The 16,651-nt window shown below is 71.5% G+C and carries 17 protein-coding genes and 1 tRNA gene; 9 read left to right on the top strand and 9 right to left on the bottom strand.

The annotated features are described in order from the left end of the window. Positions 1-382: 382 nt before the first annotated feature. Positions 383-3,292 (top strand): ATP-binding protein, encoded by a 2,910-nt coding sequence (locus ACZ63J_RS14345; RefSeq protein WP_465400858.1) that lies wholly within the window; start codon positions 383-385, stop codon positions 3,290-3,292. Positions 3,293-3,383: 91 nt separating this feature from the next. After that, entirely contained in the window at positions 3,384-3,992 is a 609-nt protein-coding gene (locus ACZ63J_RS14350; RefSeq protein WP_465314091.1) for a hypothetical protein, read from the top strand. A gap of 1 nt (position 3,993) precedes the next feature. Here ACZ63J_RS14350 and ACZ63J_RS14355 read toward each other — a convergent pair whose 3' ends face one another. From ACZ63J_RS14355 to ACZ63J_RS14370, 4 genes are all read right to left on the bottom strand, one after another. Beyond that, the gene (locus ACZ63J_RS14355) at positions 3,994-4,704 is read right to left on the bottom strand and encodes a G1 family glutamic endopeptidase (protein ID WP_465400859.1); all 711 of its coding nucleotides are present in this window, start codon (positions 4,702-4,704) and stop codon (positions 3,994-3,996) included. A 227-nt stretch (positions 4,705-4,931) separates the two neighbouring features. Continuing rightward, positions 4,932-5,981 carry an ABC transporter substrate-binding protein gene (locus tag ACZ63J_RS14360; protein ID WP_465400860.1) on the bottom strand — a complete coding sequence of 350 codons (1,050 nt, stop codon included), beginning with the start codon at positions 5,979-5,981 and terminating at the stop codon, positions 4,932-4,934. Between the two features lie 14 nt (positions 5,982-5,995). Next, positions 5,996-6,886, bottom strand: a complete 891-nt coding sequence (locus ACZ63J_RS14365; protein ID WP_465341604.1) for an ABC transporter permease — start codon at positions 6,884-6,886, stop codon at positions 5,996-5,998. After that, positions 6,876-7,682 (bottom strand): ABC transporter ATP-binding protein, encoded by an 807-nt coding sequence (locus tag ACZ63J_RS14370; protein WP_465341605.1) that lies wholly within the window; start codon positions 7,680-7,682, stop codon positions 6,876-6,878. The genes ACZ63J_RS14365 and ACZ63J_RS14370 overlap by 11 nt, the downstream gene beginning before the upstream one ends. A 194-nt stretch (positions 7,683-7,876) precedes the next feature. On the opposite strand from ACZ63J_RS14370, the gene ACZ63J_RS14375 reads away from it, so the two are divergent. Then, positions 7,877-9,454: a sensor histidine kinase gene (locus ACZ63J_RS14375; RefSeq protein WP_465401009.1), complete on the top strand. Its 1,578-nt coding sequence runs from the start codon at positions 7,877-7,879 to the stop codon at positions 9,452-9,454. Further along, the gene (locus tag ACZ63J_RS14380) at positions 9,451-10,110 is read left to right on the top strand and encodes a response regulator (protein WP_465400861.1); all 660 of its coding nucleotides are present in this window, start codon (positions 9,451-9,453) and stop codon (positions 10,108-10,110) included. Before ACZ63J_RS14375 ends, ACZ63J_RS14380 begins: the two co-directional genes overlap by 4 nt. Before the next feature lie 9 nt (positions 10,111-10,119). Here the strand turns inward: ACZ63J_RS14380 and ACZ63J_RS14385 are convergent, their stop codons facing one another. Both ACZ63J_RS14385 and ACZ63J_RS14390 read right to left on the bottom strand, forming a co-directional pair. Further along, on the bottom strand, positions 10,120-10,731 hold the full coding sequence (locus ACZ63J_RS14385) for a hypothetical protein (RefSeq protein ID WP_465400862.1): 612 nt from the start codon (positions 10,729-10,731) through the stop codon (positions 10,120-10,122). 134 nt (positions 10,732-10,865) lie between these two features. Beyond that, positions 10,866-11,684, bottom strand: a complete 819-nt coding sequence (locus ACZ63J_RS14390) for an SDR family NAD(P)-dependent oxidoreductase (protein WP_465400863.1) — start codon at positions 11,682-11,684, stop codon at positions 10,866-10,868. A 110-nt stretch (positions 11,685-11,794) separates the two neighbouring features. Here ACZ63J_RS14390 and ACZ63J_RS14395 point away from each other — a divergent pair, with 110 nt between their 5' ends. Both ACZ63J_RS14395 and ACZ63J_RS14400 read left to right on the top strand, forming a co-directional pair. Continuing rightward, on the top strand, positions 11,795-12,586 hold the full coding sequence (locus tag ACZ63J_RS14395; RefSeq protein WP_465400864.1) for a trypsin-like serine peptidase: 792 nt from the start codon (positions 11,795-11,797) through the stop codon (positions 12,584-12,586). A gap of 7 nt (positions 12,587-12,593) precedes the next feature. Further along, on the top strand, positions 12,594-12,818 hold the full coding sequence (locus ACZ63J_RS14400; protein WP_465341611.1) for an RNA-binding S4 domain-containing protein: 225 nt from the start codon (positions 12,594-12,596) through the stop codon (positions 12,816-12,818). Here the strand turns inward: ACZ63J_RS14400 and ACZ63J_RS14405 are convergent. Then, positions 12,815-13,756 carry an Ldh family oxidoreductase gene (locus tag ACZ63J_RS14405; protein ID WP_465400865.1) on the bottom strand — a complete coding sequence of 314 codons (942 nt, stop codon included), beginning with the start codon at positions 13,754-13,756 and terminating at the stop codon, positions 12,815-12,817. The two genes, ACZ63J_RS14400 and ACZ63J_RS14405, sit on opposite strands and share 4 nt — an antisense overlap. Before the next feature lie 102 nt (positions 13,757-13,858). Between ACZ63J_RS14405 and ACZ63J_RS14410 the strand changes: the two genes are divergently transcribed. Beyond that, on the top strand, positions 13,859-14,140 hold the full coding sequence (locus ACZ63J_RS14410) for a DUF2277 domain-containing protein (RefSeq protein WP_465314057.1): 282 nt from the start codon (positions 13,859-13,861) through the stop codon (positions 14,138-14,140). A gap of 39 nt (positions 14,141-14,179) precedes the next feature. After that, entirely contained in the window at positions 14,180-15,019 is an 840-nt protein-coding gene (locus tag ACZ63J_RS14415) for a patatin-like phospholipase family protein (RefSeq protein ID WP_465400866.1), read from the top strand. On the opposite strand, the gene ACZ63J_RS14420 is transcribed toward ACZ63J_RS14415, so the two are convergent. Continuing rightward, the gene (locus tag ACZ63J_RS14420) at positions 15,006-15,431 is read right to left on the bottom strand and encodes a hypothetical protein (RefSeq protein WP_465400867.1); all 426 of its coding nucleotides are present in this window, start codon (positions 15,429-15,431) and stop codon (positions 15,006-15,008) included. The two genes, ACZ63J_RS14415 and ACZ63J_RS14420, sit on opposite strands and share 14 nt — an antisense overlap. Before the next feature lie 66 nt (positions 15,432-15,497). Between ACZ63J_RS14420 and ACZ63J_RS14425 the strand changes: the two genes are divergently transcribed. Further along, positions 15,498-15,584 (top strand) — tRNA-Ser (locus ACZ63J_RS14425). 36 nt (positions 15,585-15,620) lie between these two features. On the opposite strand, the gene ACZ63J_RS14430 is transcribed toward ACZ63J_RS14425, so the two are convergent. After that, entirely contained in the window at positions 15,621-16,094 is a 474-nt protein-coding gene (locus tag ACZ63J_RS14430) for a MarR family winged helix-turn-helix transcriptional regulator (RefSeq protein WP_465400868.1), read from the bottom strand. Positions 16,095-16,651: the final 557 nt, after the last annotated feature.

Below are 16,651 nucleotides of genomic sequence, written 5' to 3' on the forward strand. Positions count from 1 at the left end.
GTCCCCGCAGTGGGCGTTACGGTGCAATCCGGGCGCCCGGCGAATGGGTATACGCATTCACTCCGGACGAATCCCCTGCTCCAAGCGGTCCCCACCGTGGGTTGTCACCCGGTCGGACAGGTCCTTAAGTAGGGTTTCCGGACACTACTTTCGGTAGCCGACGCTCACCCCTGAACGCGTTAAGCACGACCGGAACGGGCAAAACGCCGAAGTTTCCCCCGCGTCGTGGCCCAGGACCGGTGAATCCCGCGGCAAACCGGTGACAGCCGGTAGGCGGACGTGTGAGAGCGGTGTCGGCCACCTATTCGGTTAATGGTTTACGGACCGATCAACGCTGCTTAGGCTCCCGCGCACAGCCCCCGGTGTGCGTCGAGGAGGTCGTATGTGGTTGACCGCTCCTCGCGCGACGACGGTCTCCGTCCGGTCAGGACCCGCCCGGCTGACCGGCCGGGACACCGAGCTCGACGCCATCGTGGACGTGCTCCGGCGGCGCCCGGCCGCGGTGCTGATCGAGGGTGAGCCCGGCATGGGCCGCACCCGGTTGCTGGCCGAGATCGGGCGCCGCAAGGAGTTCGAAGGCAGCCGGGTGCTCACCGGCGCCTGTCAGCCGCTGCGGGAACCGTTTCCCTACGGACCCGTCCTGGAAGCGCTTCGCGCGGTGGGCGACGAACCGCTCGGGCCGCTCAGCCCGGTCGCCGGGGTGCTGCGGCCGTTGCTGCCGGAGCTGGCGGAAGCGCTTCCCCCGCGACCCGAGCCGCTGGCCGACCCGGTCGCCGAGCGCCACCGCGTCTTCCGCGCGGTGCGGGAGCTGCTGCGGGCGTGCGGGCCCGCGCTCGTGCTGATCGACGACCTGCAGTGGGCCGACGAGGACACCCGCGACCTCATGCGGTTCCTCGCCGGCTCGATGCCGCCGGAGCTGGCGGTCGTCGCCACCTACCGGTCCGCCACCGACGTCCGCCCCGGCCCGCTCGGCGCCCCCTTCCGGACCGACCCGGCGGTCCACTCCGCGCGCGTCGCGCTGGGCGCGCTCGACGTCACGGCCGTGCGCCGGCTTGCCGTCGACCTCCTCGACGTGCCGCGCGTCACCGACGAGTTCGCGGCGAAGCTGCACGAGTGCACCGCCGGGATCCCGTTTGTGGTCGAGGAAACCCTCCGGGCGCTGCGGGAAGCGGCCGAACGGTTGCCGGTCGGGGAAGTGCTCTCCGACCGCCTGCTGGAGAACCTCGAAGTCCCGGTGCTGCTGCGGGAAGCCGTCACCGAACGCCTCGCGACGCTGCCCGAGCCCGCGGTGCGGCTGGCCGGAGCGGCCGCAGTGCTCGGCGTCGGCGCCGAAGCCGCCGTGCTCGGCGAGCTGGCCGGGCTGCCGGACGACGTCCTCCGCACCGCGCTGCTCGCCGCGTTGTCCGGCGGGGTGCTCGGCGAAGTCGGCGACGGCCGGTACGGCTTCCGGCATCCGTTGGCCCGCAAGGCCGTCTACGACACGGTGACCGGACCCGAGCGCGCGTTGCTGCACGCGCAGGCGATCCGCGTGCTCGCCGCGCTGCCGTCCCCGCCGCTCACGCTGCTGGCCCGGCACTCGCGCGCCGCGGGCCGCGTCGACCAGTGGCGGCACTACGCCGAAGCGGCCGCCGACGAGGCGATCACCCGCGGCGAGACGTCCCGCGCGATCGACCTCCTGCAGTCGGTGCTGGCCGAACCCGGCCCGGCGCAGGCCGACATCGGGCGGGTCGCCGGCAAGCTGAGCCAGGTCGCGCTGCGCGGCTTCCGCCCGGACGTGCTCGGCACGCTGGAACGTGTCCTCGAAGAGGTGACGCTGCCGGCGTCGGTCCGCGGCTCGATCCGGCTGAGCCTCGGCATGCTGCTGGTCCGGACCATCGGCGGGCTCGGCCGCGGCCGGCTCGAGGTCGAGCGCGCGATCGGCGAGCTGACCGACCGGCCCGACCTCGCCGCGCGCGGGATCACACTGCTCGCCCAGCCGATCGACGGGCTGACGCCGTTGTCCTGGCACGAAGGCTGGCGCGCCCGCGCGGGCGAGGTGTACGAACGGCTCGACGACCCCGAGCTGCGGCTCGCGCTGACCGCCGACCGCATCGCGGCCGCGTCACACGTCGGCGACGGCTCGGCGTGGACGGAGTTCGAAGCGCTGTCCGACACCGTCGGCACGGTCGCCGAGCGCGTCCAGCTCGCCCGGTTGTGGTGCAACCTCGCTGACGGGCAGGCCTGGGCCGGCTACCTGGACCGCGCGGAGCGGCTGGTGACCGAAGGCGTCCGGCGCGCGACCGACGCGGGCGCGTTGTACGCGATCGGCCTGATCCAGGGCACCCGCGTCCGGCTGGACTGGGTGCGCGGGCGCTGGTCCGGGCTCGCCGAAGCCGCCGAACAGCTGCGGGACAGCTATCCGGAGCTCGGCCCGATCGTCATGGAGTCGTCGCTGGTGCTCGGCGGGCTCGCGGCCGTGCGCGGCGAGTTCGCCGCGGCCCAACGGCACCTGACGGCGGCGAGCGTGCACGCGCCGGACCGCGGCCCGATCCCGGTGGTGCTGTCGGCGGCCGGGGTGCTGATCACGGTGCTGCTGGCGACCGACGACGTCGACGGCGCGTGTGCGGTGGCCGACACCGCGGTGGCCGCGGCCGGCCGCAAGGGCGTCTGGATCTGGGGCGCGGCGCTGGTTCCGGCGGCGGCCCAGGCGTACGCGCGGGCCGGGCGCTGGCCGGAGGCGGACAACGTCGTCGAGGCGTTCGCCCGCGGCATCGAAGGCCGCGACGCGCCGGTGGCCACGGCGGCCCTGGTGGCGGGCCGGGCGGTGCTGCTGGAGGCACGCGGCAAGCACCTCGCGGCGGCCGCGCTGTTCGACGAAGCCGCGTCCGGTTACGTGACCCTGCCGATGCCGTACCCGGCGACGGCGATGCGGGAGCGGGCCGCGATGTGCCGTCTCGCCGCGGGCAACCGCGACGCGGTCGAGGAGCTGACAGCGGCTGCCGAGGCGTACGAGCAGTTAGGCGCGACGCGGGATGCCGGAAGGTGCCGTCACCAGCTGCGTGAACACGGCGCCTGGGCGCCTTCGCAGCGCGGGCGGCGCGGATACGGGAGTGAGCTGTCGCCGCGGGAACGCGAAGTGGCGCGGATGCTCGCGGAGGGCCGGACGAACCGGGAGATCGCGGACGGGCTGTTCCTCTCGCCGCGGACGGTGGAGCAGCACGTGGCGAAGGTGCTGCGGAAGCTCGGCGCGCGCTCGCGGACGGACGTGGCGCGCAAGCTGCCCGGCGAAGTCACCACCGCACCGGCTGGCTAGCCGGGCGAGGGCGTCCTACGTTGGGCCGGTGACTGAAGAGGCACTTCCCGCCTGGCGCCGGCGGACCTCCGGGGAGACGCGCTGGCCCGCCATGGGCGTGGTCGTCGCCACGCTCGTGCTGCAGGTCGTCCTGCCCGACGACATGGCGCTGCACCCGCAGTGGCTGCTGCCCGCGGTGTCCGCGCTGCTCGTGGTCGCCCTGCTGCTGGTCAACCCGGGTCCGATGACGGAGTTCAGCGCGGTCGAACGGGTCATCTCTCTGCTGCTCGTCGCGGCGGTGACCGCGGTGAACGCCGGGTCCGCCGTCACGCTCGTCTACAGCATCGCGACCGGCTCCATCGGCGACCGCGCCGGGGCCGTGCTGGTCACCGGCGGGATCGTCTACTGGACGAACATCGTCGCGTTCTCCCTCTGGTACTGGGAGTTCGACCGCGGCGGCCCGGGCAAGCGGGCTGCAGGCCGGGCGCAGTACCCCGACCTGCAGTTCCCGCAGATGGCCGACCCGGACCTGGCGCACCAGGACTGGGAACCGTCCTACCTGGACTACCTCTACTTCTCGTTCACGAACGCGGCCGCCTTCAGCCCCACCGACGTCATGCCCCTGCGGATCTGGGCGAAGATGACGATGATGCTGCAGGCGGCCATTTCGCTCATCCTCGCGGTGATGGTCGTCGCCTGGGCGATCAACAACCTGAAGTGACTCAGTGCCGCGCGATCGTGAAGCTCTGGCCGTCCGAGCCGATCGCGCCCGGGATCCACGTGCCGGTGCCGCGGTCGTCGGCGTTCAGGGCGGACGGGCTGGTCGAGGCCAGGTTCGTCCCGTTGAACTTGACGCCGGTGAACGTGATGCCGCCCGAAATGGTCGGGTAGGAGTCGGTCGGGGACTCGATGATCGCCTCCGCCGACGCGTGCTTGGACGTCAGCGACTTCGTGGTCGTCTTCGTCCAGCCCTTGGTCGTGTCGGAGAGGTCGAGGCGGTAGGTGTTGGTGGCGGTGCGCGTCACCGTCGCGGTGATGTGGTCACCCGCGCCGACCGAGACGTTGTAGTACACCGGTGCGGCCGGGTACATCTCGTACCAGGCCGAATACACCGGACGCCCGCTGGAGCAGTCCGTCTCGACGCCGGTCTGCTCCACTGTGGACGATCCGTCGCCGTCGATGCCGACCCAGGGCGCGAAGAGGTCGTTGCTCGACCGGCACGTCACGGTCGGTTCGGTCCAGCTCGCCGTCGCCGTCGTGAAGCTGCCGAAGCTGACGTAGCCACCCCAGTTGCCGCCGGAGAACTGGTGGCCGTGGAAGTGGGACCCGTACTCGACCGCGGCGTGCGCCGTACCCGAGACAGCGAGGCCGGCGGCAGCAGCGGCGACCGCCGTGAGGACACGGGCAGCACGCGACGCGAGGATTCTGGACATGCGGGGACTCCGTTCACCGAGGGGGACCGGGAAAACCGTGTCCCAAGTGTTGGAGCAACCCGCCACCAAAGGTAGCTACTTTCGAAGGGTCTTCACATTACGGGAAATCCTCACCATTTGCCGGAATTGCGCGGGAATGAACGAAAAGACCCGTGAAGGCCTCCGCGGGGGAAGAGGCCTTCACGGGTCATGCAGCTCACCCACCGCCCGGTCAGGTGAGCGGAGGTCTAACCCTGTTTCGCGGCCGCGTCGACGAATTCCGTCGTGTAGGTCTTCGACAGGTCGATCGAGTCCTTCCTCGGCTGCACGTTCTTCGAGAAGCTCGAAAGCACCTCGAGCGCGTTCTTGGCGCCGCCGGCGTCCATCTTCCCGTCGGCGTTGAACATGCCGATGCTGTCCTTGACGGACTTGATGTACAGCGCCTTGTCACCGCCGCTGTAGGACGCCGGCATCTTCGCCGCGATCTCCTCCGGGCTGTGCTGGCTGATCCACTTCAGCGTGGCCACGAACGCGTTGGCCAGCTTCTGCACGGCGTCCTTGTTCCGGTCCACGAAGTCGCAGCCCATGTAGAGCGACGACGCCGGGTACAGCCCGCCCAGCGCGGCCTTCGTGCCCTCGACGGTCCGCAGGTCGAACAGCACCTTCGCCTTGCCGGTGTTGGTCAGCTGCGCGATGGTCGGGTCGGTCGTCATGCCGCCGTCGATGCCGCCGTTGTCGAGGCTCGCGATGAACGTCTGGCCGGCGCCGACCTTGACCGGCGTGTACTGGTCGGCGCCCACGCCCGCCTTGGCCGCCAGCGCCTTCGTCAGGAAGTCGGTGGACGACCCGAGCGACGTCACGCCCAGCTTCTTGCCCTTGAAGTCGGCCGCGCCCTTGATCTGGCCGGCCTGCGCGGTGCTGACGACCTCGGCTTCACCCGGGATGTTGGCCATCTGCACCACGCTCTTGATGCACTGGTCCTTGGCCTGCAGGTCGATCGTGTGGTCGTAGAACCCGACCACGCCCTGCACCTGGCCGGCCACGAGCGCGGTCTCGGCGTTGGCGCCCGACTGCTCGCTCTGCAGCTCGACGTCGATGCCCTGGGCGGCGAAGTTCCCCAGCTGCTGGGTGAGCATCGCGGGCAGGTAGATGACCTTTTCCAGGCCCCCCACCATGATCGTGACCTTCGGCTTGCCGCCCTCGCCCGTCTGGGCGACCCGCGAGTCCTGGCAGGCGGTGGTCATCGCCGCCACCACGGTCAGCGCGGCGAGCGCGGCGACACTGCGTCGAATCCTCATCGGTTCGTTCCCTTTCAGATGACGGTCTGGTCGCTGGAGCCGGACATCGACGGCCGCCACCGCAGCAGCCGGTTTTCGAGGTTCCCGATGCCCCACTCGGCGAACAGGGCGACCACGGTGATGATGATCATCGCGGCGTAGATGCCGGCGGAGTCGAAGGTGCCCTGCGCGTTGGAGATGAGGAAGCCGATGCCGGCCTTCGAACCGGCGTACTCACCGACGACCGCGCCGATCAGCGCGAAGCCGAACGCGGTGTGCAGCGACGACAGGATCCACGACGTCGCGCTCGGCAGCACGATCGCCTTGATCACCTGCATCTTGCCCGCGCCGAGGATGCGCGCGTTGTCGATCAGGTTGCGGTCCACCTCGCGGGCGCCGGTGAAGGCGTTGAAGAACACCACGAAGAACACCAGCACGACGACCGTGGCGACCTTCGACGCCAGCCCCAGCCCGAACCAGATCACGAAGAGCGAGGCGAGCACGATGCGCGGCACGGCGTTGGCGGCCTTGATGAACGGCGCCAGCACGTCGGCCAGGTACCGGCTGCGGCCCAGGATCACGCCGAAGATGACACCGGCCACGGCGCCGATGGCGAACCCGACCAGGGCTTCCTCGACGGTGACCCACAGCTGGTACCAGAGGGAGCCGAAGTCGGTCCCGGCGGTGACCCACTCGACCAGCCGTTCCCAGATGCGCGACGGCTTCGAATAGAAGAACGGGTCGATCCAGTAGGTCGCCGTCAGCTCCCAGCTGCCGAGCCAGGCGATCACCAGCGCCAGCCGCAGCAGCCAGGTGTTGCGCTTGCGCCGGGACGTCGCCCGCTTGGCCTTCGTGAGGATGTCCTGCTCGGTCTCCAGCACCGGCAGGGCGGTGGCCGGCGCCGCCGCGGGGGTCTCAAGCGACACGGGACGCTCCCTTCTCGCGGGCCTTGTCGACCTCACTGCGCAGTGATTCCCAGATGTCGGCGTAGAGCTTGCGGAACTCCTCGGTGAGCCGCAGGTCCTCGACCTTCCGCGGCCGCTCCAGCGGGATCTCGAAGACGTCCTTCACGGTGGCCGGCGACGTCGTCAGCACGACGACCTTGTCCGCCAGCGCGATCGCCTCGTCGAGGTCGTGCGTCACGAAGATCACCGCGGCCCCCGAACCGGACCACAGCCGCAGCAGCTCGTCCTGCATCAGCGCGCGGGTCTGCACGTCCAAGGCCGAGAACGGCTCGTCCATCAGCATGATCTTCGGCTTGGTGACGAGCGTCTGGGCCAGCGCGACGCGCTTGCGCATCCCGCCGGAAAGCTGGTGCGGGTAGTACTTCTCGAACCCGGCGAGCCCGACGCGGGCGATCCAGTCGACGGCCTGCGCGCGGGCCTCGGCCTTCGACGCGCCGCGGAAGCGCGGGCCGGACGCGACGTTGTCCAGCACCGAACGCCACGGCATCACGGCGTCGGTCTGGAACATGTACCCGACACCGTCCGGAATGGACTTCACGTCCTCGCCGTTCACCTGCACCCGCCCGGCGGACGGCGGCTGGAGCCCGGACACGAGGGAGAGCGTCGTCGACTTGCCGCAGCCGGTGGGGCCGACAACGGCGACGAACTCGCCGGGCTGGACGGTCATGGTCAGGTCGCGGACGGCCGTGTGCACGGAACCGGACCCGCTCGGGAACCGTTTGGTGGCTCCGGTGAGTTCGATCAGTGGGGGAACCATGGGGAGGTGACTCCTTCGTCACGTGGTGGGGGTCACGCGTTGGGAGAGGACGTTAAGTACGTGTGGCGCGGACGTGAAGCTTGTCGACGTTCTCCGCGCGACCTGCGCGTTCTGAATGTTTTGCTCATTTAGCGCACAGCGTTGACCAGGGGGTATGGTTCCGAGCCATGCCAAAGTGGGCGTTCTTCCCGCGGATGCGGTTCAGCAGGCAGGTGCTGCTGCTCCAGATCGGCGTGGTCGTGCTCGTCGTCGGGATCGGCGTCGCGCTGGTCAGCGTGCTGCTGTCGAGCACCCTCACCGACCAGTACGGGCACCGGGCCCTGGCCATCGCGAAGTCGGTGGCGGCGGACCCGGTCGTCGTCGCGAACGCCGCCGCGAAGATCCCGGGTGGCGCGCTCGAAGAGCGGGCGCTGGCGGTCAACACGGCCAACGACGCGCTGTTCGTCGTGATCACCGATGACAAGGGCATCCGGCTGGCCCACCCGACGGCGAGCGAGATCGGCAAGATGGTCAGCACCCCACCCGATCGCGCGCTCGCCGGGTTCGACGAGATCAGCGCGGTGCAGAGCGGCACGCTCGGGTTGTCCGTGCGCAGCAAGACCCCCATCTGGCAAGGAAAGCGCGTGGTCGGCGAAGTCAGCGTCGGCTTCGAAGTCGGCGACCCGACCGGCGACTTCAACCGCCTGCTGGTGATCACGCTCGTGTTCGCCGGCGGCGCGCTGCTGCTCGGCGCGGGCGCGTCGGCGCTGCTCAACCGCCGGCTGCGGCGCGTCACGCACGGCCTGGAACCGCACGAACTCACCGAACTCCTCTACGAACGCGAAGCCGTGCTGCACGGGATCGGTGAGGGGGTGCTCGCCGTCGACGAGGCGAACCGCGTCTCGGTGCGCAACGACGAAGCCGAACGTCTGCTCGGCACCGAGCTCCCGATCGGCGCGGCGATGGCCGAGCTCGAACTCTCACCGCGGGTGCACAAGGCCGTCGCCGAGGGGCGCCCGGTCGACAACCTCCTGGCGGTGGCCGGAAACCGCGTGCTCGTCATCAACTCGCGCGCGGTGCGGCTCGACGACCGGCCGATCGGCACCGTGCTGACCTTCCGCGACCGCACCGACCTCGACACGCTCACCCGTGAGCTCGACGGCATCCGCGCGCTGTCCGACGGCCTGCGCGCGCAACGGCACGAGTTCGCGAACCGGCTGCACACGCTCTACGGGCTGCTCCAGCTGGGTCACCACACCGAAGCCGTCGAATACCTGCAGACGCTGACGGACTCGTCGTCCGCGCGGCCGAGCGAGCTCGGTGACGCCGTCGCCGACCCGTACCTGCAGGCGCTGCTCGTCGCGAAAACCGAGCAGGCGCAGGAAAAGGGCCTCACGCTCAAGCTCGCCGACGACACCTGGGTGCCCTCGGCGGTCACCGACCCGATCGCCGCGAACACAGTCATCGGCAACCTCGTCGACAACGCGCTGCACGCCGCGCGGATGGGCCCGCGGCGGCCGGCGACGGTCGAGATCTCCCTGCTCGCCGAAGGAACGACCCTCCACCTGTCCGTTGTGGACAGTGGACCCGGTGTGCCGGAGGACCTGCGGCGGAAGTTGTTCGACGAAGGCGTCTCGACGAAGATCGCGCCCGGCCACGGGATCGGGCTGGCCCTGGCCCGGCAGGCCGCGCGCGCCCGCGGCGGCGACGTCTGGCTGGCCGGTCCCGGCGACGGTGAGACCGGCGCCCTGTTCGTCGCGAAACTGCCCGGAATGCTGACGGAGGACGGATGATCCGCACGCTCATCGTGGACGACGACTTCCGGGTCGCCGGAGTGCACGCCGGGTTCGTCGAGGAGGTGGACGGCTTCGCGGTGGTCGGCACCGCGCACACCGCCGCCGAGGCCCGCGCGCGTGTCCGCGAGCTCTCGCCGGACCTGGTGCTGCTCGACGTCTACCTGCCCGACGAGTCCGGCCTCGCGGTGCTGCCGGAGCTGCAGACCGACACGATCGTGCTGTCCGCGGCGACCGACAGCGCGTCGGTGGCCGCGGCGATCCGGGCCGGCGCGCTGAACTACCTGATCAAGCCGTTCACCACCCGCCAGCTCGCGGAGCGGCTGACGTCGTACGCGCGCTTCCGCGGCCTGCTCACGGCCGAGCGCCCGATGGCCCAGGACGACGTCGACCGCGCGTACCGGGTGCTGCACGACCAGGACCGCACGTCCGCGCCGAAGGGCCAGTCGACGGCGACGTCCCGGCTCGTCTCGGAGCAGCTGCGGCGGGCCGGCCGCCCGCTGTCGGCGGCCGAGGTCGCCGGCGAGCTCGGCATGGCGCGCGCGACGGCCCAGCGGTACCTGACGGCGCTGGCGGAGTCCGGGACCGTCCAGATGCGGCTGCGCTACGGCGCCACCGGGCGCCCCGAGCACGAGTACCGCTGGAGCGGCGCCTGAGGGCCGCGGTCAGCGGCGGGTCGTGGTCGTCTCGGAGCGGTACTGGTACTGCTCCATCATGCTTTCGGCGACGTTCACCCAGGCCTGCACCGGGTTGGTCGTCGACGGCGACGGCGGGGGTGACGGCAGGTCCGCGCGCGCCTCGGCGTCCGCCGAGGACTTCTTCTTCGGCTGCGGTTTCGCCTGCGCCTGAACGTTCTTCGGAGCCGGCTTGGCGGGCACCGCCACGTACACGGTGGTCGGCGGCGGGGTGACCGCCGGCGCCTGGGGAGCCTGCGGCGCGGGCGCCTCGGCGACGGCCGGGCGTGGGTCCAGCTGGGCGACGTCGTCGGCCGGCGGCGCGCCGAACAGCCCGCCGGAGAGCATTCCGCCGCCGAGCCAGCCGACGGCGACGAGCAGCACGGCGGCGCCGCTGCCGAGCCAGGTGCGGGCGCGGCGCCGGATCACCACCGACTTGGGCCGCAGGTCCTGGTCGCACACCGGCGGCCGCGTGTAGATCGGCTCGTCGTCGGTGCGGCGGCGCCGGGGCAGGCTCGCCGCGATGATGCCGGTGCGATCCAGCAGCTCCACCGCGGTGTCGCCGGACGGACGGGTCGCACTGCGCTGTGCGGTGCGAAGCATCGGGGACCTCCGGTACGGGGCTCGTGGACCCCACGCATTCTGGACCATTTCGGACGGGCCTGTCCGAAACGCAACTCCATCGGGTGAAGCTTATTCCGGTGCGGACACCCTGAAAGTCGTAGTCCGAATGCGATTCAGCTTTCCGTCTTCCGGATCCCCATGCGCGCGAGCATCGCCAGCGGCCGCTGGTAGGCCGAGCCGAGCACGCGCGGGATGGCGTCGACGACGTAGGCGTCCGGCCCGATGAGGATCCGCGCCGACTTCCGCTCGATCCCGCGCAGGATCGTTTGCGCCGCCTTGTCCGGCGTCGTCTTCGCGATCCGGTCGAAGCCCTGTGCGGCCTTCTCCTGGTCGCCGGAACCACCTCGCGAGTTGCGCACGATGTTGGTTTTGATCCCACCGGGATGCACGCAGCTGACGCCCACCGGGCGCCGCGCGATCAGCATTTCTTCGCGCAGGGCCTCGGTGAATCCCCGCACCGCGAACTTCGCCGCGTTGTAGGCGCTCTGCGTCGGTACGCCGACGAAGCCGAAGATGCTGGAAATGTTCACGACATGCCCGTCGCCGGACGCGATCAAGTGCGGCAAGAACGCCTTCGTGCCGTTCACGACACCGCCGAGGTTGATGCCCATCAGCCAGTCGTAGTCCTCGAAGGTCATCTCCTCGACGGTGGCGCCGAGCGCGACACCCGCGTTGTTCACGACGACGTTGACCCCGCCGAACTCGCCCGCGACCTCCTCGGCGTGCGCGAGCACGGCGGCGCGGTCGGCGACGTCCAGGGTGTACGCCCGGGCCTTGTCCCCGGCCAGCTTCGCCGTCTCCTCCGCGTTCGCGGCGTTGACATCGGAGAGCGCTACCCGTGCCCCGCGGCGCGCGAACTCCAGAGCCAGCGCCCGGCCGATCCCCGAGCCCGCTCCGGTGATCACCACGACCTTGTCCGCGAACTGCTTCATCGGCCCTCCCTGAGGTGTTACGGATGGTAGCGCCTGTGAACTTGCTGTGGGTGTGCTGATCGTCTCGCCCCGGCACCTTAGAGTGATGGCGGTCGAGTGACGAGGAGGCGATGCACGTGCGGCGGCCCGCCGTTCTGCTCACCGTCGCCGCGGTCCTGCTGCTCGGGGCGGCGTTCGTCGTGGCCTTCGCCGGCCGGCCGCCGGAACCCGCGGACGCCCCGGCCGTCGAGGCCGCCCCGGTGGCGGCGCCGGACCTGCCCACGGCGTCCAGTCCCGCGGTCGGCGCGCTCTTCATCGAGGGCTCGCACTACTGCACCGCCAGCGTGGTGCACAGCCAGCAGGGTGACGTCCTGCTGACCGCCGCCCACTGCATCCACGACGGCGAGGGCGGCGGCTACCTCACCGGCGTCACGTTCGCGCCGGGCTACCACGACGGTGTCGCACCCTTCGGCTACTGGGCGGTGGCCGACGAGCTGGTCGCGCCCGGCTGGGCCGCGTCGTCGGACCAGGACCTCGACGTCGGCTTCGCCACCGCGCACCAGGCGGGCGCCACGAAGACCCTGGAGAGCCTGGTCGGCGCGAACACGCTCGCCACCGGCGGCGAGTTCGAGCAGGCCATCACCCTCACCGGCTACCCGGACGACTCCGAGACGCCGGCCGTCTGCCAGAACACGACCAGCCGCCAGGACACCTACCAGCTGAAAGTGGACTGCGTCGGCTTCCCGACCGGCACCAGCGGCGGCCCCTGGGTCACCGCGCCCGACCCGCAGACCCGCCTCGGCAAGGTCATCGGCGTCATCGGCGGGTTCGAGTACGGCGGGGACGACCCCGACACGTCCTACTCGAGCTACTTCGACACGGACGTCCAGGCCCTCTACCGGCAGACGACCGCCCGGGCATGATGCGCGTATGAGTGATCCCGTCGACGTACCCATCACCGGCGAGCCGATCCGGCTCGGCCAGTTCCTCAAGCTGGCCGGCCTCGCCGAAGACGGCTCCCACGCGAAGGACCTGATCGACGCCGAAGAGGTCCTGGTCAACGGCGAGGTCGAGACCCGCCGCGGCCGCCAGCTGTCCGACGGCGACGTGGTGGCGGTGGGTCCCGACCGCGGCAAGGTCGTCCTGGTCCGCTAGCCGACGCTGGTCAGCGGCGGCAGGCCGATCGACGCGGCCAGCGCGTCGAGCTCGCGGCGCACCGGCCCCGCCAGCGGCACGCCCAGCGCCCGGCACTGTTCGAGGTGCTGGGCCTCCCGCCAGCCGGGGTAGCGGATCGGCGCCCCGCCCTCCCAGCCGAGCATGCTGCCGAACAGGGCGCTGGCCGCGCGGTAGAAGCCGTCCGCGCTGCGCAACGTCGTCGGCGCGATCGCCAGCACGAGCAGGCCGGTGTCGTGCTCGTGGTCGGCGACGCCCGAGAGCACCCCGGCGAGGACCTCGACGAGCAGCGTCAACCCGGCGCCTTCGGAGCCGGACCGGTCCATGTCGAAGACGAACTCGGGGTACGCGCCGCCCGGGGCCGCCATGCCCAGTGGGTTCATCGGCTGGCCGGGCTCCCCGCCCGCGGCGAGCACCAGCCCGATCATCGCGTGCGGCAGGGCGCGCGCGGCGTGGTGGCCGGCCCGGCCGAACGGCCCGACCCCGCGCAGCGAAACGAGCCCGACGCCGAAGCGCCCGGCCCGCGTCACGGCCCGGTCCATCGCGTCGCCGACGGCCCAGAGCCCGGGCGCGCGGCGGTAGTCGATCAGCGCGGCGGCCCCGCGGTCGGCGATCATCAACGGCTCGGCGTGCGGCACGACGAGCCCGTTTTCCAGCAGCGGCAGGTGGACGCGGGTCAGGTCGGCGACCCCGGTCTCCGGCGACCCGGTGAGATCGCCGTGGCAGAGCGCTTCGGCCGCGATGCGGGCCCGCGCCTCGGGGAAGCCGTGGGCGGCGAAGACGTGTGCCACGAGGGTGACCAGCTCGTCGGCCCGCACGCGGGGCCACGCCTGTTCCGGGATCGGGGTTTCGGGCGGTGCTTCTTCGAGGATGCCGGGTTCGGGACGGGCGGAGCGGAAGGGACGCGGTCTGAGAGGCACTTCCCCGACACTGCCCAACCGCGGGATCCGGCGTCAACGAGGTGGGGCCCGGCCTACCCGACCGTGTGATCGAAGCGTCCGGAGAGTCGTACCCTGGGCGGCATGTGCCGAAACATCACCACCCTCCGGGGGCTCCAGCCGGCCGCGACGGGCGAGGAGATCGAGGCCGCGGCCCGCCAGTACGTCCGCAAGGTGACCGGCGTCCAGTCGCTCTCGGACGCCACGCGCGAGCCGTTCGAAGCCGCGGTCGCCGAGATCACGGAGATCACCGCGCGGCTGCTGGAGCAGCTGCCCGAACGCCGTCAGCCGCCGGCCACCGTGCCGCCGCTGCGCCGGCCCGAGGTGCAGGCGCGGATCGCCGCGAAAGCCCTGCGCCAGGCCTGATCGGCCGAAACTGTCGGTCCCGGTCGATACGCTGGCCCCATGAGCGGACAGGCTTTGGTGCTGGGCGGCGGCGGGGTCGCCGGGATCGCGTGGACGACGGGGCTGCTGGCCGGGCTGGCCGGCCACGGCCAGGACCTCACGGGGGCGGACCTGCTCGTCGGGACGTCGGCCGGGGCGGCGGTCGCGGCGCAGGTGACCAGCGGCGTCTCCCTCGACGAGCTCCTCGCCCGCCAGACCGACCCGGCGCGCCAGGCGCCGGAGATCCCGGCCGACATCGACTTCGAGAAGTTCGCCGCGGACTTCGGGAGCGCGTTCGCCGGAGCCGGCTCGCCGGCCGACGTGCGCCGAGCGGTGGGAAAGCTCGCGCTGACGGCCGAAACGGTGTCGGAAGCGGACCGCCGCGCGGTGATCGAGGCGCGCCTGCCGGCGCACGACTGGCCGGAGCAGCGCCTGGTGATCGTGGCGGTGGACGCGGAAACCGGCGAGCCGCGGCAGTTCGACCGCGCATCGGGGGCGACCCTGGTCGACGCGGTGGCGGCGAGCTGCGCGGTCCCGGGTGTCTGGCCGGCGGTGACGATCGAGGGCCGCCGCTACGTCGACGGCGGCGTCCGCTCGGCGGAGAACGCGGACTACGCGACGGGCTTCACGCGCGTCACGGTCGTCTCGCCGCTCGGGCTGGAATCCGCCTTGCCGAGGGAGAAACCGCTCACGGAGGTCCTCGACGACCTGCGCGCGAAGGGCGCCGAGGTCGCGCTGGTCACCCCGGACGAGGCGTCGGTGGCGGCGTTCGGCCCGAACCCGCTGGACCCGTCGACACGCACCCCGGCCGCGGAGGCCGGCCACGCCCAGGGCGCGGCGCTCACGCTCAGTTGGAGCTAGCCCGCATCCGGCGCAGCGTCACGGCGAACCCGACGCCCCCGACGGGCAGCAGCACCCCGCCGAGCACCAGCCAGGTGAGCGGCGGGATCCCGTCGTCGAGGTCGATCCGGCCGGTGGCGGGCCAGTACCGGACGCCGACCGCCGAGCCGGCGGGCGTCGGGTTCCGCTGGTTCACCGAGAACACCCTGGTCACCACCCGCCCGTCGGGGCCGGTGTAGGCCACGGTCAGCCGGTGGTTGCCGGGCCCGTCGACGGTCACCTCGCCCGGCAGCACCCGCGACTGCGTCTCGTTGTAGGCCTTGACGCCGAACACCCCGATCAGCACCAGCGACAGCAGCAGCAGGATCCCGAAGACGCCGGCCAGGTTGCCGAGCCGCAGTCCGCGGTCCGGTTCGTCCTCTGCTGTCCCCATGCGAGAAGCACGTCCCAGGCCGGGCCCAGGTTGCCCCGCGACCCGTCGGCTACGCTCGGGGGGCGAGGTAGCGTGTCCGAGCGGCCGAAGGAACATGTCTTGAAAACATGCGAGGGGGCAACCTCTCCGTGGGTTCGAATCCCACCGCTACCGCTTCGAACCCCGGGCGCGCGCTAGCCGCGCCCGGGTTCAGCTCTCCACCTCCGACAGGTGGTCCAGCACCCGCTCGAACGCCGCGGCGATCGTCGCCTGCTCGGCGGGGCTCAGCAGGTCGATCAGGTGCTCGCGCACCCCTTCCAGGTGGGTCGGCGCGGCCGTCTGCAGGAGGGCCTTGCCTTCCTCCGCCAGCTCCGTGATGACGCCGCGCTTGTCCTCCGGGTCGCGGACGCGCCGGACGAGCCCCGCGTCCTCGAGGCGGCCGACCTGGTGGGACAGCCGGCTCTTCGTCGAGCCCATCAGCACCGCCAGCTCCGACATCCGCATCCGCTGCCCGGGCTGGAACTCCAGGCAGACGAGCACCTCGTAGTCGGTCAGCGACACCGCGTGCCGGTCGGCCAGCTCGCGGTGCAGCCGCTGGCGCAGCCGGAGGGTCGCGACGATGTAGGAGCGCCAAGCCGCCATCTCGGCTTCGTTCAACCAACGCACAGGCCGCTCCTCGGTCATAAGGCAGCCTAGAACGGTGATCAAGGGACCGCGCGGTCCGAGTCCGAACTGCGTGCCGGTAAAAATGCCGTCGCAACATCGCCCGAAGGTGGGGTTACGAAAAGGTTGAGACTCGGCCGGAAAAGGCGCATTCTGCTTGTGGCGGAAGGTCGGCCAGGGTATGCGGCTCGGCAACGGTGACGTGCCGGCCCGGCCCCCCGCCGGGAGAGGTCAGGTGGTTGCGTGGCGGGTGATCCTCGCGGTTGACCGCCGGCTGTGACCCCGCGACCGGAACGGCATCTGAACGGGCCGGGCGCGACTGTGAACAGCCTCTACGCGCGGGCTTCCATGCGATCACGCATCTCGGCGTCGATCGGGCCTGGATCCGGTCGCGGCCTCGGCAGCCGTGACCACAGCGCCTGAACGCCGGCCCGATCGCGGCCAACCGCTCGACCAGAAGACATAACCTCGGTACCGGGCCCGGGTTTGCGGCCGTCAGCGCGACGGCGGCGGCCCGGGGACACGCCTCTTGTTTGGTGTTGTCCTGGGCCTACAACCACCCCCCCCCCCCGCGGTTT

It is taken from the genome of Amycolatopsis sp. NPDC104863 (assembly GCF_055582965.1).

Coding starts and splice junctions, on each gene's coding strand:
- ACZ63J_RS14415 (WP_465400866.1), top strand. CDS start 14,180: ATGAGCGGACAGGCTTTGGTGCTGGGCGGCGGCGGGGTCGCCGGGATC.
- ACZ63J_RS14410 (WP_465314057.1), top strand. CDS start 13,859: ATGTGCCGAAACATCACCACCCTCCGGGGGCTCCAGCCGGCCGCGACG.
- ACZ63J_RS14350 (WP_465314091.1), top strand. CDS start 3,384: ATGGGCGTGGTCGTCGCCACGCTCGTGCTGCAGGTCGTCCTGCCCGAC.
- ACZ63J_RS14375 (WP_465401009.1), top strand. CDS start 7,877: ATGCGGTTCAGCAGGCAGGTGCTGCTGCTCCAGATCGGCGTGGTCGTG.
- ACZ63J_RS14380 (WP_465400861.1), top strand. CDS start 9,451: ATGATCCGCACGCTCATCGTGGACGACGACTTCCGGGTCGCCGGAGTG.
- ACZ63J_RS14345 (WP_465400858.1), top strand. CDS start 383: ATGTGGTTGACCGCTCCTCGCGCGACGACGGTCTCCGTCCGGTCAGGA.
- ACZ63J_RS14355 (WP_465400859.1), bottom strand. CDS start 4,704: ATGTCCAGAATCCTCGCGTCGCGTGCTGCCCGTGTCCTCACGGCGGTC.
- ACZ63J_RS14400 (WP_465341611.1), top strand. CDS start 12,594: ATGAGTGATCCCGTCGACGTACCCATCACCGGCGAGCCGATCCGGCTC.
- ACZ63J_RS14420 (WP_465400867.1), bottom strand. CDS start 15,431: ATGGGGACAGCAGAGGACGAACCGGACCGCGGACTGCGGCTCGGCAAC.
- ACZ63J_RS14370 (WP_465341605.1), bottom strand. CDS start 7,682: ATGGTTCCCCCACTGATCGAACTCACCGGAGCCACCAAACGGTTCCCG.
- ACZ63J_RS14360 (WP_465400860.1), bottom strand. CDS start 5,981: ATGAGGATTCGACGCAGTGTCGCCGCGCTCGCCGCGCTGACCGTGGTG.
- ACZ63J_RS14385 (WP_465400862.1), bottom strand. CDS start 10,731: ATGCTTCGCACCGCACAGCGCAGTGCGACCCGTCCGTCCGGCGACACC.
- ACZ63J_RS14395 (WP_465400864.1), top strand. CDS start 11,795: ATGCACGTGCGGCGGCCCGCCGTTCTGCTCACCGTCGCCGCGGTCCTG.
- ACZ63J_RS14430 (WP_465400868.1), bottom strand. CDS start 16,094: ATGACCGAGGAGCGGCCTGTGCGTTGGTTGAACGAAGCCGAGATGGCG.
- ACZ63J_RS14390 (WP_465400863.1), bottom strand. CDS start 11,684: ATGAAGCAGTTCGCGGACAAGGTCGTGGTGATCACCGGAGCGGGCTCG.